Genomic DNA, 21,410 nt, shown 5'->3' with positions numbered 1-21,410 from the left:
CATTCCTCAAAGCGGCAAGGCCGGGCTTTCCTGGAACCCCAGATGCAGCTCATTGCCCGTGTAGGGATGTGCTCGCGCAACGTCCTCATTCAGATCATGACCGAGGCCTGGTTCGCTTGAAGGAATGACATAGCCGTCTTCCCAGCGTATCGGGGTTTTCAGCAGGTCGGCATAGAACCCGTCGAAGGTACGGATCGATTCCAGCACCAGAAAGTTCGGGCTGCAGGTTGCAAGCTGGATATTGGCGAGCGCCACCAGCGGACCGCAATAAAGATGCGGGGCGATCTGCGCCGAACGACACTCCGCCATGGCTGCAATCTTCTTGGCCTCAAGCAAGCCACCGACACGCCCGAGGTTCATCTGCAGGATGCTTGCCGCACCGGTTTCGAGCACCCGGGCGAATTCATATTTGGTGCAGAGCCGCTCACCGGTCGCAACCGGGATCGAAGTGAACCGTGCCACCTCGGCCATGTCTTCCGGTTTTTCCGGGGGGACCGGTTCCTCGAACCAGAGAGGATCATATGCCTCGATCCGGCGGGCAAGGCGCTTGGCGCCCGAGACTGTGAACTGGCCGTGAGTCCCGAAAAGAAGGTCCGCCCTGGTGCCGACAGCATTGCGGATCTGCCGGCAGAACGCTTCTGAACGCTCGAGATCATCTAGGCTGGGCTGATGGCCGTCATAAATCGTGTAGGCCCCCGCAGGATCGAACTTCACCGCCGTGAAGCCTTGCTCCACCGCCTTGATTGCAACTTCCGCAGCCATGTCCGGGTCGTTGTAGACATTGGGTTTCGACGGGTCGGGGTAGACATCGCCATCGGAGGGATAGAGGTAGGTGTAGGACCGAAGACGCTCATGCACCTTGCCGCCCAGAAGCTGATAGGCCGGCTTGCCGGCGGCCTTGCCGATGATGTCCCAGCAGGCCATTTCGAGCCCCGACAAAACCCCCATGACGGTGACATCCGGACGCTGCGTGTAGCCGGCGCCATAGGTCTTGTGCCAGAGCTTCTCGATATGATGCGGATCCTCACCCTCGAACTGGCGCTGAAATACGTCCTTCGCCATGTCGGCAACCAGATGAGGGCCGAAGGTCGCATTGTAGATCTCGCCGTATCCGATGATGCCGCAGGCAGTCACCAGCTTGACGAAGATGAAGTAGCGCCCACCGTGGCGCGGCGGGGCGTTTTCGACGACGAAGGTCTCGATTTGGTCGAGTTTCATTTTGGTCCGCTTAGCTCGCGTTGCTGATCGTGATGGACTTTACCTTGGTATAGGCGTCGAGGCCTTCCCAGCCTTTTTCGCGGCCGTAACCTGATTTCTTGTTGCCGCCGAAAGGCAGCTCCAGACCGCCGGCCCAATAGTCGTTGACCGAAACCTGGCCGCAATCCAATGCTCCGGCAACCCGCATCGCCCTGCCAACGTCATTGGTATAGACGCTGGCGATCAGGCCGAAGTCGGTGCCGTTGGCAAGTGCGACGGCTTCTTCCTCGCGCTCGAACATCTGAACAGACAGCACCGGGCCGAAGATTTCTTCCTGGACCGCGGGATCGTCCGGGGTGAGATCCGCGATAATTGTCGGCTGGAAGAACCAGCCCTTGCCGGTATCCGTGTCGCTGGTGACGTCGCCGCCGGTCAGGATGTTGGCGCCGCGCGCCTTCGCGGCATCCACATGGTCCTTGATACGGGAAAGATGCAGTGCGGAATTGATAGCGCCCATGTCCGGGGCCGTCAGGCCATGACCGGTTCTGATCCTGGCCGCGCGTTCGGCAAGGATTGAAAGTACCTCGTCGCGGATCGACTTGTGCAGGATCAGCCGCGATCCGGCCGAACAGATCTGGCCGGAATTGGAAAAGATTGCCCAATAGGCTCCATCGGCGACCTTCTCCGGATCGGCATCGGCAAAAGCGATCAGCGGCGACTTGCCGCCGAGTTCCAGCGTGAGACGGGTGACATTCGGGGCAGCCATCTGGGCCACATTGATGCCGGTGATGACAGAGCCGGTGAAAGTAAGCTGCTTGATGCGCGGGTCGCGCGCCATTTGCGCGCCGATATCACTGCCCAGGCCGGTGACCACATTCACCAGACCGCCCGGCACCCCGGCCTCGCAAAGGAGTTCCGCCATGATAAGCGCGGTAAAGGGCGTGGTCTCGGCCGGCTTGGCAACGACGGAACAGCCCGCGGCAAGGGCAGGGGCGACACCGCGCGCGAAGGTCGAGGTGGGATAGTTCCAGGGAATGATATGCCCTGTAACTCCGACCGGTTCGCGCACGGTGAAGGCGGTATAGGCAGGGCCGAGGTTGACCGACCGTCCGTCAAGCTTGTCGGCGGCGCCTGCGTAATATTCGAAGAGGCGCGCGGAGGACTGTACGTCGCCCTGGGCCTCCGCCAGAGTCTTGCCACTGTCGACCACTTCGATCACGGCCAGCCGGTCGGCGTTGTCGCGGAACACCCGGGCGACATTGTTCAGGATACGGCAGCGCTCAGCTGGCGTGACCTGCCGCCACTGGACCGCCGCCTTCTCGGCAGTGTCGATGGCCCGGTCCAGGTCATTTTCGGTGCCCAGTGAAAATTCGGCAAAGGCTTCCGCCCGGCCCGGGTCGAAGCTCTCCATCTTGCGGCTGGAGGCAGGTGTGCGCTTGCCGGCGATGAAATGCCCGCCGGGCAAGGCGTCCAGCCTGCCGGTGGTCAGATAGTCTTGGGCGATGTCCTGAACGGTCATGAGAATGCTCGCTTCTGGTCTTCCAGGATGAGATCGGCTCCTTTGAGAGCCAGCATCATGGTCGGGGCGTTGGTGTTGCCGGAGGTGATGTTCGGAAAGGCGGAGGCGTCGGCAACGCGCAGCCCTTCAATTCCGTGCACCTGCAGCCGGCTGTTGACGACGGTCGTGTCGCGGTTTTCGCCCATGCGGCAGGTCGATACCGGATGGAAGACGGTGCTGGCCCGGGCGCGGAAGTCCGCCAGGATGCCGTCACCTTCAAGTTCTCCGAGGTTTGGAGGGATGGGTTGTTCGACAAGTGCGCTCAAGGCCTGGCTTGCCATCAGCTTCTGGCAGAGCTTGCCGCCGTCGATCACGGTCTGGCGGTCTTCCTCGGTCGCCAGCGAATTGGGCCGGATCGAAGGCGCCGCACTGGCATCGGCGCTTTTGATGTCGATGCGACCCCGGCTGGTCGGGCGGGCCGGCTGGGCGCAGATGATGAAGCCGTTGAACGGGTCGATGGTCAGCCGGGTCTTGTCCTTGTAAGGCCTAAGGCGATAGCTGATCGGATTGAAATAGAGCTGTTGGTCTGGCCGGGTCAGGTCTGGACGCGACCGCAGGAAGCCGCCGCACTGGTTGACGGATAGAGCCAGCGGGCCCTTGCGTGTCGCTGCATATTTTATGGCGGAGAGCGCCTGGCCAAGCAGGGGACGCAGGATTGCGTTGAGTGTAGGCTCCTTGGCGCGGAAGGTGAAATTCGCCGCCAGATGATCCTGAAGATTGCCGCCGACATTGTCATTGGCCTGGATGACGGGAATACCCAGTTCGGCGAGAAGACTGCCCGGACCAATGCCGGAGACCTGTAGCAGTTGCGGCGAGCCAATGGCACCAGCCGCCAGAATGACTTCCCGGCTTGCAAGCAAGATTTCTCCACTCAGGAGTTCGACGCCGAGCGCCTTCTTTCCCTCAAACAGGATGCGGCCGACCTTGGCCCAGGTTCGAACTGTCAGGTTCTTGCGGGCAAGAGCGGGGCGGAGGTAAGCGCGTGCGGAAGAACACCGTCGGCCGTCCTGGGTGTTGATCTGGTAAATGCCACCGCCTTCCGGCGCGTCGCCGTTGAAATCGTCACTCCTCGGCAGGCCCACTTCGCGGATTGCGGCAAAGAAGTGCCGGTTCACCTTGTGGATCTGATCGGACACATTCTGGATATGGATCGGTCCATTGCCTTGCTTGATGCCGTCGCAGGTGACTCTGGTTTCAAGACGCTCATAGGTTGCCTTGACGTTCGCCCAGCCCCAGCCAGTCGCGCCGGAGGCTTCCCAGTCGTCGAAATCGCCGGGCAGGCCGCGGCAATAGACCATGGCATTGATCGACCCGGATCCACCCAGCAGCCGGCCGCGTGGCCAGTAGACACTGCGTCCGTCCAGTCCCTCGTCCGGATCTGTCATGAAACGCCATGTGCGTTTCGGATCGGAATTCAGCTTGCCGTAGCCGAGCGGCAGCGACACCCAGGGCGAGGTATCGGACCCACCGGCCTCCAGCAAAAGGACACGCGTTTGCGGATCGGCGCTCAGGCGCTCCGCCAGGATACATCCGGCCGAGCCGGCCCCCACGATGATGTAATCGACCTTGTCCATGATGCGCTGCCAGTTGACCGACGTTTCGGCAAAGTGTCAGCGAGGATCGGAAAATGCTGAAACGAAAAAACATTTGGTATAGCATCGAAAAAATTTGAAGAAGAAGGCTGTTTGAAAAGGCATGATTGCCTTTTAAGGCGACCGCAAGCCATGTCTGTCACTGAGGAAAACGAAGCGAAATGGCATATAATCTGCCGCCGTTGACATGGCTGCGCGCGTTCGAGGCTGCAGCCCGGTTGGGAAACTTCACCCGGGCGGCGGAGGAATTGCTGATTACACCTGCAGCCGTCAGTTATCAGGTGCGCCAGTTGGAGCAGCTCCTGGGCTATCCGCTCTTCGACCGTGTCCACCGGGAGCTGGCCTTGACCCGACTGGGGCAGACCTATCTGCCGACCGTTGAAAAGGCGTTTTCCGACCTTTCCATCGCCACCGTCTCGGTCTTTGGCGAGCGCGACCGGCAGCCGGTTCGTTTCCGCTGCCTCAACAGCTTCGGTCAGCTCTGGATGATCCCACGGCTGCGCGGGTTTCAGCAAGCACATCCCGGTGTCGACCTGCAGATGATCTCTGCGTCCTGGGCGGAAACCCTCAGTCCGGAACTGTTCGACATCGATATCCGTTTTGGTGATGGCAGCTGGACCGACGGGGTGGTGGCGTTTCTGCTGAACGATCCCATCATCCCGGTGTGCCATCCGGATCTGGCACTCGATCCGGGAAAGCGCGAGATTGAAGCTCTTGCGGAAGCTGAACGTCTCGACATCATGGGCGTGATCGACACTTGGGAGAGCTTCTTCCGGAGCCACAGTCATATGGTGCCCAAACGCAACGGCCTGCAGGTTGACCAGACCCTGTCGGCCCTGGAACTGGCAGCTCTCGGCCATGGCCACGCTCTGGTTCTGGAAACGCTGGCTCAGCCCTATCTCGATAGCGGCCGGCTGATCCGTTCATCGGAGAAGAAGATCAAGAGCCGCCACAGCTACTATCTCGTCACCAACGGCCCGCGCCAGGCACTCGGCCCCGACGCCCAGATCTTTTGCGACTGGATGTTCCGGGAACTCGGCGGCGAGGCGGGAAAAGAGAGTCATTGAAGGATATGAGCTGCTTGTCGGACTGATTGCAACATATTCTCGCTCCTCAGGAGGAGGGAGACAGTTTGGCTGAGCAAAAGCCTTCCCGGTCAGGCGGCAGACCTAATCAAGCGAGAAGGTGAACTCGAATAGCCGGTCGATCGGGTCGAGGGGTTTTGGGTCGCGGTAGCGGTTGAGATCGAGCAGTCCCGCCTGAAGCTCATCCTGGTCTCTCAGGGCTGCCTGGATCCGGTCAAATTCGATCCAGAACGCCGGATCGGTTCTGCGGATGCCGAAACGTTCCACGAGTTTGAGATAATCGTCCTGCGATCGGATCGCCCGAACCGTCTCGACGAATGTCGGCAGCTGAACGTGGCTCACCTTGAACATGAAATTCGGATAGCTGCTGAACTGGCCGGGAACGACCGTCACGCTGTCGTTCTGCGGCTCGCGGCGCAGGTCCTCGTTGAAGATGAAGGCGACATTGCTGTGGGCCATGTCGTGCACCAGGGTGAATACCTGTGCTTCATGGCCCGTTTCCACGAGCAGAACCGAAATATCGGGCAGGAATTTCGCGAAGGGTGCGGGCTTGACGGATAGCGGGCGCAACTGTCCCGCTGGTGTGTCATCGGCGGCACAAGTGCTGCCGCTGCAACGGTTGATGGGATCGTATTCGGCCCACAAGTCAGCAGGTTCGCGCAGTAGTTCCGTCAGGAATTCCGTTTTGGTATGGCCGGTCTTAAAGTCGATGCCCGTTGGGGATTGGGTGTCGAGAGCACTTTCCTTCCAGTGATCAACCAGATTGACGAGCGGCCCCTGATACCAGCTTTCATGCATGGGCTTGCGCACCTGCGGCGGCAGGAAAGACAGAAAGTTCCGTTCTCCCTCGCGGCGCAGACTGTCCATGTAGAGACGGGTCGTCAGCTGATGTTCCACGTTGCCGAATACGTCGAACCCGGCCACCAGATTGTAATAGATCCGCTCGAACAGCGGGAAGTCGATCACCCAGGCTGTTTCAGGCACCGCGCCGACAAAACCGGTGACGACGGAGGCAGAGGAAAAATTTCGATAGACGGTCAGGCGGGCATCAACCTCGGTGCCGTCACCGTTCCAGATATCCCCATAGTCCGGTCCACCGTCCACTTTGAACTTCTGCTCATATTGTCCTTTGCGAAACTCCTGATATTTGACCGGTCCCAGCGACAGGAACCCTTCCAGTCGCTTGGACAATTTGCCATTGGTCTGGGCAACCGGCAGTTCCAGGATCGGGATGGCGGTCTCCAGGAAGCCCGGATCGGTCACGGACAGATCTGCATCGGGCGTCAGAAAGGAGACCCAGAAGCGGTCCTCGATCACGTTCACCGCAACCTGGCCGTAACAGACAGGGCCGCGAATGAAGGAACGGACGAAATAAAGCGCGTCGTCCAGCAGGAACTGATAGCGGCTGCGGGCCGGAATCTCGCGGAACGTGGACAGCGGGTTGCCGCCGGCGGCTGTTGAATAGGGCGGCAGGCTGGCAAGGTCCCACTCGCTTTTCAGGAACAGCTCTTCATAGCGGTTCAGGCGCTTTGGACCGATCTCGTAGACCATGTGCTCCTTGTGCAGGATGGTACTGTCTATAAGGATGAGCCTGTAGTGGAAGGGGCCGCCTGGATCATCGAAGGGACGGCGCGAGGCAATTTCATCAGCTGGCGACCCGGACGCGGTTCTGGAGCGGATCACCCTGAAAAACCGGCTCTGGTCGTCGCCTTCCAGATGCAGATGAGCCAGAAACAGGTGTTCAAAGAGATACCGCGCAACAAGCTTGGACCGGGTGTCACCGCGATTTAGGAAGGTTTCGATGGCGTGCACTGACCGGTAGATACTCTCCGGCAGATTTTTGTCTGTGTCCGACGCAGGTGCGCCGTCCCTGGCCCAGGTCAGCAACGTCCTGTAATCGTCGTCCGCAAGCGGTGCCATGGCAAAGGGCATGCCGCCCTGCGGATGCTCCTTCAGATAGTCCTTCACCTTGCCGGGCATGGCACAGGTGTTCGCACGCAGCGTCGAAATGTCGATGCCGTCGGGAAGCGGTGCACCAAGCTTGAATTCGGTCTTCCGGCCGGCCAGCAAAAGTTGTTCAAGAACAGATGGCCCGTCGTGCGCCCCGACAACGTCAAAGAAGCCTTTGGCGCGCCAGCCCGGAACGGTCTTTGCGTCGATCCCCAGGCGGGTCATGGGGGCATCGTCAAGCCGGGAGGAATCGTAGACTTTCTGCTTGCTCGCTCCGCGCAACCACCCCTCGGGCGAAGACAGTTTGAGCTGACAGGGGGCGTCATAGCAGCCATGGCAGACGACACAGCGCTTGTTGAGAACGTCCAGAGCCGAGGTGCTCTCCTGCGCCGATGCCGTCGTAGCCGCCCAGCACAGCAGTAGCATGACCTGAAACAGGCGTTTCAGGACCCTGAAAACGAGCGCCTGAATGCGGCCTGTGTCAATCGGATCCGGAATTTCAACCGTCATCATCTTCCATCCGCGGACGGGTGACCCGGTTCGGATCGTCAGGGCCCTTGTAGTTGAACAGGTAGGCCCACGCGGCATAGGCGGTGATTGCCGCCATGATGTAGACCCAGGTGACGGTGCCGAACGCATATTCCACGCCGGCCCAGCCGGCACAGAAAGCGACCAGAAGAATTCTGCGCCACAGTGGATCGAACCAGGGGTGTTCTACGGGACCAAACACAGTTTTGCCTTCCTTTTGCGTCATCTGGGCCGTGCAGCTCCGGCTTCCTGACGTAGCGGGAGCCTCAAGAGCTTGCAAAATCAGGCAAAACCTGACTGCCGACGTCTGATTACACCTTGAAACTGTCTGCTGAACAAGGGAATGTGGCGTTCCACTCCCGGCCACGGAAATTCATGTTGATAAGAGGAGCCTGGCTTCCGACATGCTGACTGCGCTTGATCTCCTGACAGCTAATGACACGCCAGGTCAACACCCTCCATCCTATTACGCCGTAACGGCCAACAGGCAAACGGCTCATCCGGTTCTCGAGGGCTCGCAGACGTGCACGGTCTGCGTCATCGGCGGCGGCTACACGGGCCTCTCGGCCGCGTTGCATCTGGCAGAACGCGGTGTCGATGTGATCCTTCTGGAAGCCAACCGGATCGGTTGGGGCGCGTCGGGCCGCAACGGCGGCCAGGTCGGGTCCGGCCAACGCATGGACCAGACGGTTCTGGAAGAGCGTCACGGCAAGTCTCACGCCAGATTGCTGTGGAATCTTGCCGAAGATTCCAAGGCGCTGGTCAAGGACCTGATCGTGAAGCACCAGATCGCCTGCGACTACACGCCGGGGATACTGCATGCCGACCACCGAAAGAGTTTTGTCGAGGAAAGCCGGGACTACGTCGAGCATCTCAGGCTGGTCTATGGCTATGAGGACATCCGCTTCGTTGGGCCCGAAGAAATTGGCGATCAGGTCGGCAGTCCACGCTATTACGGCGGGTCTCTGGACATGGGAGCCGGTCACCTCCATCCGCTCAATTTCGCACTGGGGCTCGGTCAGGCGGCCGAAGCTGCAGGGGCCAGGATTTTCGAGGAGACCAAGGTCACCGGCATTGAAGGCAAGGGTACGGAGCGGATCACCGTGAAGACCGGGCTTGGCGACGTTCGTGCGGACCACGTTATTCTGGCGTGCAACGGCTATCTCGGCCGTCTCGACCGGCAGACCGCTGCGCATGTCATGCCGATCAACAATTTCATCGTGGCGACCGAGCCTTTCTCGGAAGGCGAGGCGCAGAAGATAATCCGCAACAACGTTGCCGTGGCCGACAGCAAGTTCGTGATCAACTACTTCCGTCTGTCCGCCGACCGGCGGCTGCTGTTCGGCGGCGGGGAAAATTACGGCTACCGCTTTCCTGACGATATCAAGGCCTTCGTGCGTGAGCCGATGCTGGAAATTTTTCCTCAGCTCAGTGACGTTGCGATCGACTACGGTTGGGGTGGCACACTCGCGATAACGCCAAAGCGCATGCCTTATTTTGCACGCCTGGCTCCCAACATGCTGACTGCCGGGGGATATTCCGGCCACGGTGTCGCCATGGCGACGCTCGGTGGCCAGGTGCTGGCGGAGGCGGTAGCAGGAACCGCTGGGCGCTTCGACGTGTTCGAGAAGCTGAACGTACCGGCTTTCCCTGGCGGCGACCGGCTTCGCTTCCCGCTTCTGGTACTGGCCATGACCTGGTTCTCCCTGCGGGACAGGCTCGGGTTCTGAGATGCTGCAGAACCGCACAGAAACGCGCCGAACCATCGGCAGTTACTGGGAGGCCAGCGTGCCGCAGGTGCGGTTGGACCGGCAACTGATCGGCAATGCGCTGTTCGATGTCGCGGTGATCGGTGCGGGTTTTGCCGGGCTGAGTGCTGCGCTCCGGCTTGCGCAAGCAGGTGTTTCCGTCTGCGTTCTGGAAGCGGAACATGTCGGCTACGGCGCATCGGGCCGCAATGGCGGGTTCTGCTGCCTTGGCGGGACCAAGCTCGACGAGCGCCGCCTGATCAAGAAGTTCGGTCTGGAGGAAGCACGCCGCTTCGTCGCCTATCAGGTCGCTGGCGTCAATCTGGTTGCCCAAAGGCTCGATAACTGGGGTGTCGATGCCGACCGTCATTCCAAGGGCGAGATCTATCTTGCACACCGGCCGAAGGACTTTGCCGGGTTTCAGGCGGAAGCGGGTTTCCTGAAAGAAAATTTCGGCATCAAGGCGCGTGTGCTCTCCAAGACGGAGTTGGACGGTGAAGGCTATGGCGGGCCGGCATTTCACGGTGGCCTGCACGTTCCTTATGGCTTCGCGCTCAATCCGATGGCGTATGTCCAGGCTCTCGCGGAGCAGGTACGCCGGGCTGGTGGCAAGATATTCGGAAAATCGCCGGTAACAGGAATTACCCGGGACAGCGATCGGTGGCATCTGGAGACCGAGCACGGCTTCGTTCGCACGAAGAAGATCGTCCTGGCAGGCAACGGCTATGCGCGCGAAGATGCACCCAGATGGCTGCACGGCCGCACATTGCCGGTCATGTCGTCAATCCAGGTGACCCGTCCCTTGAGCGAGGACGAACTTGCCGCTCAGGGCTGGACGTCCGATACGATGGCGGCCGACACCCGTAATCTTTTGCACTATTTCCGCCTATTGCCAGACCGGCGGTTCCTGTTTGGAACCCGTGGTGGCATTTTCGAAAATGCGCAGTCTCTGGCGGCCATGTACCAGCGCGCTAGGTCGGATTTCGAGGAAATGTTTCCCGCCTGGTCGGGCGTCGAAGCGGAACACAGCTGGTATGGTCACGTGTGTCTGGCGCGCAACCTGACGCCCTTTGTCGGCGAAGTGCCTGGCCTCGGCGGTATTTATGCCGCGATGGGATGGCATGGCAGCGGTATCGCGATGGCCTCGATTTCAGGCGAGAAGGTTGCCGGGCTGGTCCTTGGCAAACTGAAGCCGGAAGACCTGCCGGTTCCCTTGCGCCAGCCATTCCGGAAATTCCCGCTGCCGTCTCTGCGCAAGCTCTATCTTCAGGGCGCTTACTGGTGGTACGGCTTGCAGGACAGGTGATCGGCAGGCCCGCGCCTTGCGCGCGCCGGGATCACAGCAGACAGGAATTCTGGTGCCTATGACTGAGACCATAACCGTTAGGCCGGCCGAGCTCCGGGACCTCGATACAGTATATGACATCTGTCTGAAAACCGGACAGGCCGGACGCGATGCGACGGATCTGTATCGCGATCCCGAGTTGATCGGTCATATCTACGCCGGGCCTTATGTGGCCTTGAACGGCCCCATCAGTTTTGTCGCGGAAGACGATGAAGGGGTGTTCGGTTATGCGGTTGGTGTCAGCGATACACGGGCCTTCGAACGCGATCTGGAGCGGGAATGGTGGCCAGCCCTGCGCGAGCGCTATCCCGAACCGCCACAGCACAAGACTGCACAGACAGCCGACGACCTGCGGATCCGGACGATCCATAATCCATCCGCGGTGCCGCAGGCAGTCATCGATGATTATCCAGCCCATATTCACATGAACCTTCTGCCACGTGCCCGCGGCAGAGGCGTTGGAACAAAGCTCCTGGACGCTTGGATCGCAGCTGCGAAGGCGAGAGGCGTTTCAGCCGTGCATGCTGGTGTGAGTGCGATCAACGAAGCCGGAATGGCCTTCTGGAATGCGAGGGATTTCCATCCGGTGCTGACGGTCCGCAGCAGCGGCTCCCATGGCACGATCTGGTGTGGACGGACCCTGTAACAGCCGCGTTCCAACGCCGGTGCGTGGAACTTTGCGGTCTTTGATGCCAATTCGTGCGGTCTCGGGAGAGCGGAATGCCGGCCACCTCCAAAACGGAATTGCTCGCCGCAAGCGAGCGCGAGTTTTCCAAGCTGCAACAGCTTCTCGATGACCTGCCTGCAATGCTGCGCCTTGAAAAGGACGCGGACGGCATTTCGCCGAAGGATATTATTGGTCACCGGGCACACTGGATCGACCTGTTCCTGGGCTGGTACCGCGACGGACAGGCGGGCAGGCCGGTCTGGTTTCCCGCCAAGGGATACAAGTGGAACGAGACGGCCAGATACAATGCCGACCTGCGGCAGAAACAGTCCGGTCTGTCGTGGCGGTCTGCGCGATCCCTTCTGGACAGCAATCACGCCGAACTGCTTGCCCTCCTGGAAAACCTGGACGAAGAGGAGCTGTACGGCGGCCCGATGAAAGGCTCCAACAACCAATGGACGACGGGCCGCTGGGCGGAAGCTGCCGGTCCGAGCCATTACCGGTCAGCTGCAAAATACCTGCGCGGGCGTCTCACCCTGTATAAGGAGGCGAGAGACAACCGCCTTGCCCAATCGGGGGATCAGTCCGGATCAACCTGATCCTTGCGTTTGACCACTGCCACATTGACCTCCCGCCAGATTTCGAAACCCAGCTTCCGGTAAAGGGCTATCGCTCCGTGATTGTCCGCGTAAGCGTGGAGGAACGGCGTGTCTCCGCGGCTCCTGATGACTTCAGTCACATGAAGAGAGAGTTCGGACGCCAGGCCTCTACCGCGGAAATCGGGATGAGTGCAGATCCCGCTGACTTCCGTATAGCCGTCGAGATTGATCCTGCTACCAGCCATCGCAGCCAGTCGGCCGTCCTGCCTGATGCCAAAGAAAGTACCCAGCTCTGGCGTGCGTGCGGTAAACGGGCCCGGTTTGGTCAGCATTGCGAGCTCGACCATCTCCGGCACATCGGTTTCGTCCAGTTGCACGATTGAAGTCGATCGGGATGGGCCCGCTGACGGTGAAACTTCCACCATGAGAACACCCAGCGCGGTAATCTCTGCCTCAAGATCTTGGGGCAGGGCGATGTCGTCCGCCTGCAGAATGAACGCCCGGTCGTCACCCGGTTGAATCAGCTCCGCCAGCGCGGCCAAAGCTTCGGGCGAATTGTCCACCGCTGCCGCAAAGGGGGAGATGGCCGGGTCGAAACGGCGGGCAAGGTCGCCACCCTGGCTGAATTGCACATGCCGGGAGGTCAGGGCTGACCAGACGACCCGCTTCAGAAGGCTGTCCCGGCTCGGTTCATTCATAACTGCGTGCATCTTCGAGCTCATAGTGTTGTGAAACCAGATCCCATCGCTTCAGGACTTTCTGGGCGGCATCAGGAACATAACAGCGTTCGTAATCAGGCCCTTGAAACGCGATGATGTTCTCAAGCGAGCGGAAGCTCATGATGGTGATGAACTCCACTTCGGTTTCCAGGTCGCGCCGCAGCACTTCGATCCCGAGATAGCCGGGAATGGCCTTGGCCTCGATCCCCGGAATGACCTGTGTCGTGAGGACATGTGCATAGGTGTCGGCCATGCCGGGGTCTGTCCAGCCGTGCCAGATGCGCTTGATCACGCTTTATCCTCCGGGGAAGCCTGCAGACTGCTCCAGGGCTGCAACGGGGCGTCTTTGCAGCGGGCGGAAAGCGGCCGTACGCAAAGAGCATCCTCCAGACAGGCAAGCTGATCGAGAAGGGGGCCTTCCAGACCCTTGCAGGCGTCTGCAACGGCCAATGTGATTGCGGGCCAGAGTGTTTCTTTCAGATGGGCGACCAGGGCAGCTCCCTTGTCGGTCAGGCCGATTGTCGTCACGCGACGGTCCTGTTGCGAGGGAACGGATTCAACCAGTCCATCCGACTTCATCTTGTTGATGGTTCTGGTAACGCCCGGTTGGCTCTGGCCAAGGGCCTTCGCCAGATCGCCGATACTCAAAGGGCCCTGTCGGTCGAGTGCGGCAAGAACAGGGTTGTGCGGCGTCGGCAGACTGGTGTCGGCAAGCTCGGCTGCAACGATCTGCGTTTGTGCCTGCAGCATTTCCCCGATCCGTTTCAGCCGGCTGCCCAGGGTGGCATAGCCGAGCGCGCGGACGACATCTTCGCTCATAAGTCACTCCCATTTACATAACTTGATATATAACTAGTTATGTAAATTTGCAAGACCCGACGTTTCAAGAGCGTGGAGGCCGATCGGAGCGGAGGTTGCGAAGGTCAAAAAACGTCGCCCCGCCAGTGGGGACCGGCGGGGCGAGACTGAACTTCAAAGCATTGACGAAGAGGATAGCCTAGTCGAATTCCGGCCCGCGTGCGCGGTACGGAGTGATTTCCTTCCAGGCCCGCATGAGCGTGTCCAGTTCATCGTCGCTGTGCGGCGGCATGACGATCTGCAGTTTGACCAGAAGATCGCCGTGGCCACCGGTCTTGGTCGGCAGCCCCTTGCCCTTGAGGCGCATGGTCTTGCCACTGGAGGCATTGGCCGGAACGGTCAGGTTGACGGCACCTGACAGGGTCGGCGTGCGCACCTTTGCGCCGAGTACGGCTTCATAGAGCGTCAGCGGCAGGTCGAGGTGCAGGTCGGATCCTTTCACCTCGAAAAGCTTGTGCGGCTTGAACCGGATCTCGACAACAGCGTCTCCTGCGGGGCCGCCGTTTTCACCAGGATGTCCCTGGCCCTTGAGCCGGATCTTCTCGCCTTCGACAACGCCCTTGGGCAGGGTGACGTTCACCGTCTTGCCGCTTGGAAGCGTTACCTGGGTCTTGCCGGAGTTGACGATGTCTTCCAGCGAGGCCCGGGCGACGAGTTCCGCGTTGGCGCCTTTCGCCTTCGGCGGCGCTTTGGCACGGGCCCCGGCGCCGAAACCTGCACCCGGACCTGCTCCAGCACCAGCACCTGCTCGCGCACGGCCGCCGAAGCTGCCGAAAATGTCGTTCAGGATGTCATCGAAACTGCCACCGCCGCCGGACGTCTTGTGTGCGCGCGCACCACCGGTTCCACCGAAGTCTTCGTATCCGGAGAAGCCGTCGAAACCGTGGGCCTGGTAGCGCTGCTTGCCTTCCGCATCGATTTCGCCACGGTCGAACTTGGCGCGCTTTTCCTTGTCGCCGACAATTTCATAGGCCTGGTTTGCTTCGGAAAAGCGCTGCGCCGCCGTCGGATCGTCCTTGTTCTGATCCGGATGGTACTTTTTGGCCAGCTTCCGAAAGGCCTTCTTGATTTCGCTCTCGCTGGCAGATTTTGCCACCCCGAGAACGCTATAGGGATCACGCATTCGTCTCACCAGGTTCCTAAGATTTTCCGGCAGGCCGACCCGGGCACCGCTCCGTCCGGCAAACCGAACCGAAGCGTGCAAGTCTAGCAGGTCATGCTTGACCGGACTTGTCCTCTATATCGGGATGAATAGGAAAAAATTCCAGACCCCGATCCTCGTGTTGAGGACCTTCCGGTTTTAGCGGGTTTTCGCCGGGGTTCAAGCGTCGGCGACAGTCAGGCTGGTGATCGCGAATTTCTGCGTCACGTCCCGGCAGGCTGTGCCGGAGTACAGCTTGATGCCGACAATGGTATTTGCGGTGGTCTGAAAGCCGAGGCAACCGGTTTCGCTGAAGGCGGATGTGTTGATGTTGGACAGGGTGCCCGAATTGCCGCTGATCGAATTCAGCCACGTCAGAGAAAGGGCCTGTATCGGCTTCCCGGTGTCAAGGTCCGGGCCGATTGCATCGAGGTTCTGCGCGATGACCGACCTGTCGTCGTCATTGATGTCCGCATAGGCGACATCGGATGCGGACGGAATGGAACCGGTCAGAACGGTGGGGGAATCGATGTTGTTGCTACCCACTGGTACGGACAACTGGCTGCACCCGCCAAGCGTTGTTGCGATGGCCATGCAAAGTGCGGCTAAGGGTTGGATCTTTATGTGCCCGGCAGTATATGAACGCATACGATACATTTTTCAGACAGCCCCCCGGCCCGGCGTTTTCTAGCCGCTCTAAAAGGCTGTCGTTTCCTTCGACAGGTTACCGATGACAGACCTTAAAGATCCCCCTCAAGAGTTAACAAAAGGTGACTTTACAGAAGTAGTGAAGCCATTTGAGCTTTTTGCAGAATGGCTTGAGGATGCCAGGGCGTCGGAGCCCAACGATCCCAACGCGCTGGCTCTGTCGACGGTCGATGAAGACGGCCTGCCCAATGTTCGGATGGTTCTCCTGAAGGACTTCGACGAACGTGGCTTCGTTTTTTACACAAATTTCGAGAGTGCCAAGGGACAGGAGCTGCTCTCCGCAGGCAAGGCGGCCATGTGTTTCCACTGGAAGTCCTTGCGCCGGCAGGTTCGCATCCGTGGTCTGGTCGAGCAGGTCTCTAACGAGGAAGCGGACGAATATTACCGCTCCCGGCCGCGCGGCAGCCGGATCGGTGCCTGGGCGTCCCGGCAGTCGCGTCCGCTGGAAAGCCGGTTCGCGCTGGAAAAGGAAGTGGCGAAATTTACCGCCAAATTCGGCATCGGCGACATTCCGCGGCCCGACCATTGGTCCGGCATGCGTCTGGTGCCGCTTTCCATCGAATTCTGGCACGATAGGCCGTTCCGGCTGCATGACCGGGTGCAATTCACCCGTACCTCCGCAGATCAGTCCTGGAGCAAGGCGCGTCTCTATCCTTGATGCGACTGTCCGTGGGGCCTTGCTAACAAGCAGTCAGACGGTTGGAAGGATCAAAGCAGGCGTTTCCAGCGGAAGAACAGGAACGTCAGGGCTACCGACGACACCATCAGGCCCAGCGAGAAAAGAAACCCGAGTTGCCAGTTCAGCTCCGGCATGTTGGCAAAGTTCATGCCGTAGATCGACGCGATGAGCGTCGGCGGCAGGAAGATCACGCTGACGACGGTAAAGATCTTGGAGATCTGGTTCTGTTCCAGCGTGACGAGACCGACTGTCGCGTCCAACAGGAAGGACAGCTTGGCGTCCAGTGCGTCGCCATGTTCCTTGATGGAATGGATGTCCCTGCCGAACATCTTGCAGTCGGCTTCCTGCTCCTCGTTCAGGTTCAGCCGCTTGGCGTGCGTGCTGAGGTAAAGCATCATCCGCGACAGGCTTGTGCACACGTCGTGCATCTTGGAAACGTGCAAGCCGATCTGCCCCAGTTGCTTGATGGCGATCTGGTAACTCGCGGTCTTGCGCATGTTGAGGCCGTCGCCGAACACCTGCACCGCCAGTTTGTCATAGCGGGCCGAGGCGCTTTCCATTTCGTCGGCACAGCGGTCGACGATGATGTCGAGCATGGCAAACAGCACGGCCGGTCCCTTGTGGGCGATACTCGTATCGCTCTGAACCTTGCGCGACAGAAGTGCGATGGATCTCGGTTCGCCGTATCGAACCGTCACCAGCCGTCTGGCATTGATGACGAAAGTGACGGATGAGAGTGCCGGGTCGATCATCTGGGTGGCAATGGGAAGCTGTGCGGTCATCACCACGGCGCCTGGTTCCAGGTAAAGCCGTTCGGAAGTTTCGATGGAGGCGATCTCGTCCCGTGTCGGGATCTCCGCGCCCATCAGCTTCTCTGCGGCCTTTTGCTCGTCCTGTGTCGGGGCGACAAGGTCGATCCAAACCGATGTGGACGGCAAAGGCGCACCGGAGGCAAGCTCGATACGCTCCAGACCTTTTACAGTCGGGCAGTAGGCAATGATCATGCAGGCAATCTCCGCCGAAGGACACGGAACGTGCCCTGTTCGGCGGCAGTTTGCCCAACAGACAGGAAGACGGCAACCGTCTGCGAAAGGTGATTTTGCGGCACAAGTCCAGCTCTGGCCGCTTCAGGATCACGGACATTCAACCGTCGCCGATCGTATGCCCGAACTTGTCCTTGGCCGGTCGCTCCGGCAATCAAACAGCGTCTTTCACCACCTCGGACTGCCGGCAATCAGCCGGCGGTCGGCCAGGAAGGCTGACGCGGTGTGCGCAGCGGCTCAGTTTTTCTTTTTCGCCACCGTGCCCGAATTCTTGCAAAGGGCAGCTGCATTGAGGGCTGCGATGCCGACGGGCTTGTAAAGGTTGACCAGTTTCGCGTCAGCGCTTTGCTTCGGTGCAGGGCGGGGAGATTGCTCAGACATTTGTCTCGTCCGTTGTCTTTTCCAGTGCCCGCTCTCTGGGTTTAAGTGTCTATGGCTCGCGGGCGGTGTGCATGTCGTATCCAATTGCGGCAAACGGAAGGCGGCAAATAAGCCTTTCAGCCGGTTTTTGCATCGGATGTGAAAAAGCATGCGCTTATTGGCGGAAATCAGCCAGTCAAAAACAATAACAAGATGTAACGAATCCGGAGTGGAATTGAAGTATTGCGGTAACAATTTCTTTACAAATTAAGCGAAGGGGGAGCTTGCGAAAGTATATGACTGCCCGTTCATATGAAATAGCTTCTGTGATTTCGCAGTGGAGAGCCGCGCAAGGCGCTGAATAATCCAAGCAGAGAGCGGGCAGAACTGAGCATCACCGTGACAGTGCAAACGCCCAGTCCGGCAAGCATCAGCGCCGAGGAGCTGGATGCTCCCAGCAGGATCATCAGACCACCGGTGCTGAGGCCTATGACCAACAGGGCAATGGTGGTTCGAAGGTAATGATAATGGGCCTGCAGCCAGCGGCCTTCTGGTTCCGCGTAGATGACCGCGATTCCCAGCGCGATAGGCGACAGCAGCACCGTCAGGACGAGCAGGTGGCACAGGCATATATTCGCAGAGCCCGGCCGGAACAGGCCGAAAGGTGAAAACGCTTTTTGTTTTCCGCCACCGGCAGACCGGTGTTCCGGTTCGTTCGTCGCCGGTTCGTTCGTCGCCGGTTCATTCGTCGTATGACGGGACCGCAATCCGGTCATGCCTTACCCCGATTTGAAACTGTAATTCCAGCGTGTCTTGCTTGCACGATTATCGTTTGCTCTCAAGGAATGTATGATGTGTTGGCCGTCGAAGTGAAGTTCATTTTTGACAAATTGGCTGTAAACGGAGAAACAATCAGGTGGACACCTTGCCGCGTCGGTGCGGCAGGCCAGGCGAGATAGGATCTCATGAAGCGCTACGCCGTCTATAAAACAGCTTCGGCACCGGCAAGCCGCACGATCGGCTCCGTGGCACTGGCGCTCGCGGCGATTTCTTTCCTGGCAAAGCGGTTCGGCTTCATCGATGCCGATGTGTTTGTCCTGTCGCTGATTGCGGCGGCAACGATTGCGCTCGCTGCCATCCTGCTGGCGCTGTTCGGCTTCCACCGGATCTGGACCTATGGCGGACCCGGCGTGCCGGCGGCGCTTACAGGGTTGTTCCTGGGGCTGCTGGCGCTTGCCACGCCTGCACTTGTGGTCGGAATGCTGGTCATGCACGCGGGAGCGAGTGACCTGGCAACCAACCGAACCGATCCACCCGAACTTGAAACAAAGGTGATTTCAAGCGAACAGCCTTTTCTCGACTGGCTGAACACCGTGCTTGTGGAAGACGTCTGGCCGACCGTGGCCACCTATACGGGTGCCGCGCCAGATGTGAGTGCTGTGGGCAATTCGGCGGAAGACCGCCTGTATCCGGATATCGTTCCACGCCGATACCGCATTTCCACGGCCCAGTTGCATGCAGCCGGCCTCAAGGCGCTTGAAGCGTTGAACTGGCAGGTGGTCGGTGAATTGCCGCCCGATCTTCTCGATGCGCCAACCTTTCTCCAGGCCGAGGGCAGTTCGCAGATCCTTGGGTTGAAACACGACATCGTCTTGCGCGTCCGGCCCGATTCGGTCGGAGCTCTGCTTGATGTGCGCTCGCGCTCGCGCACGCCCTTGAAGGATCTGACCGACAATGCGGATCGCATCCGTCTTGTCTTCAGCGAAATCGACCGTGTGCTGCTGGAAACCTATGGCGACCTGGCGAGACTTTCGGTCGACGAGACGGAACTCGAAGAGGATCTGCCGATCGAGCCGGTCGAAGATCCGCGCGCAACAATTCCGTTGCCGGGGTTCAAGCCCTATTTCGAGGACGAGGATGCTCCGGTTGCCGAAGGTCTCGATGCGGTCGATCTGGAAGGCTGATTGCCTGCTGGATCAGCCGATGAGGCGATAGCGGGCGGTTAGCGACAACTCGGGGCTGGCCGCGACGCGCCCCTTGTCCGCAAGGTCTTCCAGGTGTGCGAAAACCGACAGGCCTGCCGCCGGGTGCAGCGTCGGATCGACGGCGGCATAAAGCACCGACACGATTTCCGGGATCGATTTTTCACCCTTGGCCAGCTCCTGCAGAATAGAGGCTTCCCGGTCGAGCCGGTGACGCTTCAGGTCGCGGACATAGTCGATCGCATTGCGGACCAGGCCGCCATGACCAGGCAGGTAGATATCTTCCGTGCGGGCCAGCAGCTTGTCGACGGAGGCCATATAGTCCCGCATGCTGCCATCTGGCGGCGCGATGACCGATGTCGACCAACCCATGACATGGTCGGCGGAAAGCAGAACCGGTTCGCCGCTCAGGGCAAAACACAGATGATTGGATGTGTGGCCGGGAGTGGCCACGGTTTCCAGCGAAATGCCGGCCGCCTCGAACGTTTCGCCATCTTCCAGCAACCTGTCGGGCGCGTAATCCTTGTCGCCGCTGGCATCGAGCGGGTTGACCTCGTTTTCCAGAAGCGCCCGCGCTGGCCGGTGCGGCCCGCACCCGATGATCGGGGCACCGGTCCTTTCCTTCAGCAGACGCGCGCCCGGTGAATGATCCACATGTGTATGCGTGACCACAATAGCCTCGATCTCGGCGCCTTGAGCGGCTTTCAAGATGGTATCGACCTGTCCTTCCAGTGCCGGCCCGGGATCGACACAGATCAGCCGGCTGGTTCCCAGCAGATAGCTGTTGGTGCCATGAAACGTGAAAGGTCCCGGATTCTTCACTGTTAGCCGGCGCACGCCTGGCATCAGCTCGACGGCAGTTCCGTATTGCGGATCGAACGCGCGGTCGTGCTTCATGTTATCTCCGGTTTCTTTCTTCCGTTTGGCGGATGTGTTCGCGGCACCGGGCCGGGGCATCGCGTCATGTATCTGACGTTTGAATCGGCTAGGGAAGCGGTACTTTGCCAAGCCGGGCCCAAATGTGGAACAGTGCCTTTGGGGTTGGAAAGAATGAATTTGACGGAAAATCATGACATATGACACCGAGTGCCGGTTCGAAGGCATGTTGAACCTGCCACGGGACCAGGCCTTTTCACTGTTTGTCGACCGGCTGGATTTGTGGTGGACCTCTCCGTTCAAGGATGCGGGAGAGGGCAAGGTGCAGGCGGGGATCGATCCCTATGCAGGCGGAAGCTGCTATGAAATCGACGCTGACGGGCAGCACCGTGTCTGGGGAACAGTCCTGTCTCTGGAACCGCCGCTGTACATACGTCTGGCCTGGCAGGTTAGCCGTGAGGGCGAGGAGATCGCGGATCCTGCGACAGCAAGCCGTGTCATGGTGAATTTCCGCGAAGCCGGGGACGTCACCCGCATTGAAATCGTCCATAGCGAGTTTCTGAGGCATGGCGAAGCGGGTGCGGAGTATCTGGAACTCATGCGCCAGCCCGACGGCTGGCCACGTATTCTGGACAATCTGAAATCCGCTGCCAGACATCCTTTGCCGCGTAACCAGTGACAGGTTCCCGGGTCCTCTTTCCTGTCACGAAAAGACTGGAAAGGGCCACGGCGCATAATCGTCGGCTGGCAGGGCTTTGTTTTCATTTCGTGTTTT

The 21,410-nt window shown here is 59.8% G+C and carries 22 protein-coding genes; 8 read left to right on the top strand and 14 right to left on the bottom strand.

Annotation, left to right across the window (positions count from 1 at the left end; translation table 11 throughout):
• Window positions 1–6: 6 nt before the first annotated feature.
• From ACYQ54_RS13825 to ACYQ54_RS13815, 3 genes are read right to left on the bottom strand one after another with little or no spacing between them, the layout of a single operon-like run.
• Window positions 7–1,218, bottom strand: a complete 1,212-nt coding sequence (locus ACYQ54_RS13825) for a mandelate racemase/muconate lactonizing enzyme family protein (protein WP_460083217.1) — start codon at window positions 1,216–1,218, stop codon at window positions 7–9.
• Window positions 1,219–1,228: 10 nt separating this feature from the next.
• Entirely contained in the window at window positions 1,229–2,716 is a 1,488-nt protein-coding gene (locus tag ACYQ54_RS13820) for an aldehyde dehydrogenase family protein (RefSeq protein ID WP_460083215.1), read from the bottom strand.
• Window positions 2,713–4,329 carry a GMC family oxidoreductase gene (locus ACYQ54_RS13815; RefSeq protein WP_460083213.1) on the bottom strand — a complete coding sequence of 539 codons (1,617 nt, stop codon included), beginning with the start codon at window positions 4,327–4,329 and terminating at the stop codon, window positions 2,713–2,715. Before ACYQ54_RS13815 ends, ACYQ54_RS13820 begins: the two co-directional genes overlap by 4 nt.
• Before the next feature lie 179 nt (window positions 4,330–4,508).
• Between ACYQ54_RS13815 and ACYQ54_RS13810 the strand changes: the two genes are divergently transcribed.
• Window positions 4,509–5,414 (top strand): LysR substrate-binding domain-containing protein, encoded by a 906-nt coding sequence (locus ACYQ54_RS13810; RefSeq protein ID WP_460083210.1) that lies wholly within the window; start codon window positions 4,509–4,511, stop codon window positions 5,412–5,414.
• Between the two features lie 102 nt (window positions 5,415–5,516).
• Here the strand turns inward: ACYQ54_RS13810 and ACYQ54_RS13805 are convergent, their stop codons facing one another.
• Together ACYQ54_RS13805 and ACYQ54_RS13800 are read right to left on the bottom strand one after the other, a co-directional pair.
• The gene (locus tag ACYQ54_RS13805; RefSeq protein ID WP_460083207.1) at window positions 5,517–7,892 is read right to left on the bottom strand and encodes a fatty acid cis/trans isomerase; all 2,376 of its coding nucleotides are present in this window, start codon (window positions 7,890–7,892) and stop codon (window positions 5,517–5,519) included.
• Window positions 7,882–8,112 (bottom strand): hypothetical protein, encoded by a 231-nt coding sequence (locus tag ACYQ54_RS13800; RefSeq protein ID WP_460083205.1) that lies wholly within the window; start codon window positions 8,110–8,112, stop codon window positions 7,882–7,884. Before ACYQ54_RS13800 ends, ACYQ54_RS13805 begins: the two co-directional genes overlap by 11 nt.
• Window positions 8,113–8,314: 202 nt before the next feature.
• Between ACYQ54_RS13800 and ACYQ54_RS13795 the strand changes: the two genes are divergently transcribed.
• The 4 genes from ACYQ54_RS13795 to ACYQ54_RS13780 all read left to right on the top strand — a co-directional run bounded on the left by ACYQ54_RS13795 (window position 8,315) and on the right by ACYQ54_RS13780 (window position 12,269).
• A complete protein-coding gene (locus ACYQ54_RS13795; RefSeq protein ID WP_460083203.1) occupies window positions 8,315–9,640 on the top strand; it encodes an NAD(P)/FAD-dependent oxidoreductase in 1,326 nt (441 codons plus the stop codon).
• Window position 9,641: 1 nt separating this feature from the next.
• Window positions 9,642–10,964 (top strand): NAD(P)/FAD-dependent oxidoreductase, encoded by a 1,323-nt coding sequence (locus ACYQ54_RS13790; protein WP_460083200.1) that lies wholly within the window; start codon window positions 9,642–9,644, stop codon window positions 10,962–10,964.
• Between the two features lie 58 nt (window positions 10,965–11,022).
• Window positions 11,023–11,649, top strand: coding sequence for an N-acetyltransferase family protein (locus ACYQ54_RS13785; RefSeq protein ID WP_460083198.1), 627 nt, complete (start codon window positions 11,023–11,025; stop codon window positions 11,647–11,649).
• Between the two features lie 74 nt (window positions 11,650–11,723).
• Window positions 11,724–12,269 carry a ClbS/DfsB family four-helix bundle protein gene (locus tag ACYQ54_RS13780; RefSeq protein ID WP_460083195.1) on the top strand — a complete coding sequence of 182 codons (546 nt, stop codon included), beginning with the start codon at window positions 11,724–11,726 and terminating at the stop codon, window positions 12,267–12,269.
• Here ACYQ54_RS13780 and ACYQ54_RS13775 read toward each other — a convergent pair.
• From ACYQ54_RS13775 to ACYQ54_RS13755, 5 genes are all read right to left on the bottom strand, one after another.
• Window positions 12,251–12,979, bottom strand: coding sequence for a GNAT family N-acetyltransferase (locus tag ACYQ54_RS13775; protein WP_460083193.1), 729 nt, complete (start codon window positions 12,977–12,979; stop codon window positions 12,251–12,253). The genes ACYQ54_RS13780 and ACYQ54_RS13775 overlap by 19 nt on opposite strands.
• On the bottom strand, window positions 12,960–13,280 hold the full coding sequence (locus ACYQ54_RS13770) for an antibiotic biosynthesis monooxygenase family protein (RefSeq protein ID WP_460083190.1): 321 nt from the start codon (window positions 13,278–13,280) through the stop codon (window positions 12,960–12,962). The genes ACYQ54_RS13775 and ACYQ54_RS13770 overlap by 20 nt, the downstream gene beginning before the upstream one ends.
• Window positions 13,277–13,807, bottom strand: a complete 531-nt coding sequence (locus tag ACYQ54_RS13765; RefSeq protein ID WP_460083188.1) for a MarR family winged helix-turn-helix transcriptional regulator — start codon at window positions 13,805–13,807, stop codon at window positions 13,277–13,279. Before ACYQ54_RS13765 ends, ACYQ54_RS13770 begins: the two co-directional genes overlap by 4 nt.
• Window positions 13,808–13,985: 178 nt before the next feature.
• Window positions 13,986–14,969: a DnaJ C-terminal domain-containing protein gene (locus ACYQ54_RS13760; protein WP_460083186.1), complete on the bottom strand. Its 984-nt coding sequence runs from the start codon at window positions 14,967–14,969 to the stop codon at window positions 13,986–13,988.
• 198 nt (window positions 14,970–15,167) lie between these two features.
• Window positions 15,168–15,581, bottom strand: coding sequence for an RT0821/Lpp0805 family surface protein (locus tag ACYQ54_RS13755; protein ID WP_460083184.1), 414 nt, complete (start codon window positions 15,579–15,581; stop codon window positions 15,168–15,170).
• A gap of 136 nt (window positions 15,582–15,717) precedes the next feature.
• Here ACYQ54_RS13755 and pdxH point away from each other — a divergent pair, with 136 nt between their 5' ends.
• Window positions 15,718–16,353: a pyridoxamine 5'-phosphate oxidase gene (gene pdxH, locus ACYQ54_RS13750; protein WP_460083182.1), complete on the top strand. Its 636-nt coding sequence runs from the start codon at window positions 15,718–15,720 to the stop codon at window positions 16,351–16,353.
• A gap of 50 nt (window positions 16,354–16,403) precedes the next feature.
• Here the strand turns inward: pdxH and ACYQ54_RS13745 are convergent, their stop codons facing one another.
• From ACYQ54_RS13745 to ACYQ54_RS13735, 3 genes are all read right to left on the bottom strand, one after another.
• On the bottom strand, window positions 16,404–17,378 hold the full coding sequence (locus ACYQ54_RS13745) for a magnesium transporter CorA family protein (protein ID WP_460083179.1): 975 nt from the start codon (window positions 17,376–17,378) through the stop codon (window positions 16,404–16,406).
• 276 nt (window positions 17,379–17,654) lie between these two features.
• A complete protein-coding gene (locus tag ACYQ54_RS13740) occupies window positions 17,655–17,798 on the bottom strand; it encodes a hypothetical protein (protein WP_460083177.1) in 144 nt (47 codons plus the stop codon).
• Window positions 17,799–18,085: 287 nt separating this feature from the next.
• Window positions 18,086–18,553: a hypothetical protein gene (locus tag ACYQ54_RS13735; protein WP_460083174.1), complete on the bottom strand. Its 468-nt coding sequence runs from the start codon at window positions 18,551–18,553 to the stop codon at window positions 18,086–18,088.
• A 189-nt stretch (window positions 18,554–18,742) separates the two neighbouring features.
• Between ACYQ54_RS13735 and ACYQ54_RS13730 the strand changes: the two genes are divergently transcribed.
• Window positions 18,743–19,741 carry a DUF1499 domain-containing protein gene (locus tag ACYQ54_RS13730; RefSeq protein WP_460083171.1) on the top strand — a complete coding sequence of 333 codons (999 nt, stop codon included), beginning with the start codon at window positions 18,743–18,745 and terminating at the stop codon, window positions 19,739–19,741.
• A 12-nt stretch (window positions 19,742–19,753) separates the two neighbouring features.
• On the opposite strand, the gene ACYQ54_RS13725 is transcribed toward ACYQ54_RS13730, so the two are convergent.
• A complete protein-coding gene (locus ACYQ54_RS13725) occupies window positions 19,754–20,656 on the bottom strand; it encodes an MBL fold metallo-hydrolase (protein WP_460083168.1) in 903 nt (300 codons plus the stop codon).
• A 172-nt stretch (window positions 20,657–20,828) separates the two neighbouring features.
• Between ACYQ54_RS13725 and ACYQ54_RS13720 the strand changes: the two genes are divergently transcribed.
• Complete coding sequence (locus ACYQ54_RS13720) at window positions 20,829–21,314, top strand: SRPBCC family protein (protein ID WP_460083166.1); 486 nt, start codon at window positions 20,829–20,831, stop codon at window positions 21,312–21,314.
• The last annotated feature ends 96 nt before the right edge of the window (window positions 21,315–21,410 follow it).

It is taken from the genome of Roseibium sp. LAB1 (assembly GCF_054658235.1).
This window is presented reverse-complemented; position numbering and strand designations above follow the sequence as displayed.

Coding starts and splice junctions, on each gene's coding strand:
- ACYQ54_RS13805 (WP_460083207.1), bottom strand. CDS start 7,892: ATGACGGTTGAAATTCCGGATCCGATTGACACAGGCCGCATTCAGGCG.
- ACYQ54_RS13765 (WP_460083188.1), bottom strand. CDS start 13,807: ATGAGCGAAGATGTCGTCCGCGCGCTCGGCTATGCCACCCTGGGCAGC.
- ACYQ54_RS13815 (WP_460083213.1), bottom strand. CDS start 4,329: ATGGACAAGGTCGATTACATCATCGTGGGGGCCGGCTCGGCCGGATGT.
- ACYQ54_RS13795 (WP_460083203.1), top strand. CDS start 8,315: ATGCTGACTGCGCTTGATCTCCTGACAGCTAATGACACGCCAGGTCAA.
- ACYQ54_RS13745 (WP_460083179.1), bottom strand. CDS start 17,378: ATGATCATTGCCTACTGCCCGACTGTAAAAGGTCTGGAGCGTATCGAG.
- ACYQ54_RS13790 (WP_460083200.1), top strand. CDS start 9,642: ATGCTGCAGAACCGCACAGAAACGCGCCGAACCATCGGCAGTTACTGG.
- ACYQ54_RS13730 (WP_460083171.1), top strand. CDS start 18,743: ATGAAGCGCTACGCCGTCTATAAAACAGCTTCGGCACCGGCAAGCCGC.
- ACYQ54_RS13820 (WP_460083215.1), bottom strand. CDS start 2,716: ATGACCGTTCAGGACATCGCCCAAGACTATCTGACCACCGGCAGGCTG.
- ACYQ54_RS13740 (WP_460083177.1), bottom strand. CDS start 17,798: ATGTCTGAGCAATCTCCCCGCCCTGCACCGAAGCAAAGCGCTGACGCG.
- ACYQ54_RS13760 (WP_460083186.1), bottom strand. CDS start 14,969: ATGCGTGATCCCTATAGCGTTCTCGGGGTGGCAAAATCTGCCAGCGAG.
- ACYQ54_RS13735 (WP_460083174.1), bottom strand. CDS start 18,553: ATGACCGGATTGCGGTCCCGTCATACGACGAATGAACCGGCGACGAAC.
- ACYQ54_RS13775 (WP_460083193.1), bottom strand. CDS start 12,979: ATGCACGCAGTTATGAATGAACCGAGCCGGGACAGCCTTCTGAAGCGG.
- ACYQ54_RS13810 (WP_460083210.1), top strand. CDS start 4,509: ATGGCATATAATCTGCCGCCGTTGACATGGCTGCGCGCGTTCGAGGCT.
- ACYQ54_RS13720 (WP_460083166.1), top strand. CDS start 20,829: ATGACATATGACACCGAGTGCCGGTTCGAAGGCATGTTGAACCTGCCA.
- pdxH (WP_460083182.1), top strand. CDS start 15,718: ATGACAGACCTTAAAGATCCCCCTCAAGAGTTAACAAAAGGTGACTTT.
- ACYQ54_RS13785 (WP_460083198.1), top strand. CDS start 11,023: ATGACTGAGACCATAACCGTTAGGCCGGCCGAGCTCCGGGACCTCGAT.
- ACYQ54_RS13825 (WP_460083217.1), bottom strand. CDS start 1,218: ATGAAACTCGACCAAATCGAGACCTTCGTCGTCGAAAACGCCCCGCCG.
- ACYQ54_RS13780 (WP_460083195.1), top strand. CDS start 11,724: ATGCCGGCCACCTCCAAAACGGAATTGCTCGCCGCAAGCGAGCGCGAG.
- ACYQ54_RS13725 (WP_460083168.1), bottom strand. CDS start 20,656: ATGAAGCACGACCGCGCGTTCGATCCGCAATACGGAACTGCCGTCGAG.
- ACYQ54_RS13755 (WP_460083184.1), bottom strand. CDS start 15,581: ATGGCCATCGCAACAACGCTTGGCGGGTGCAGCCAGTTGTCCGTACCA.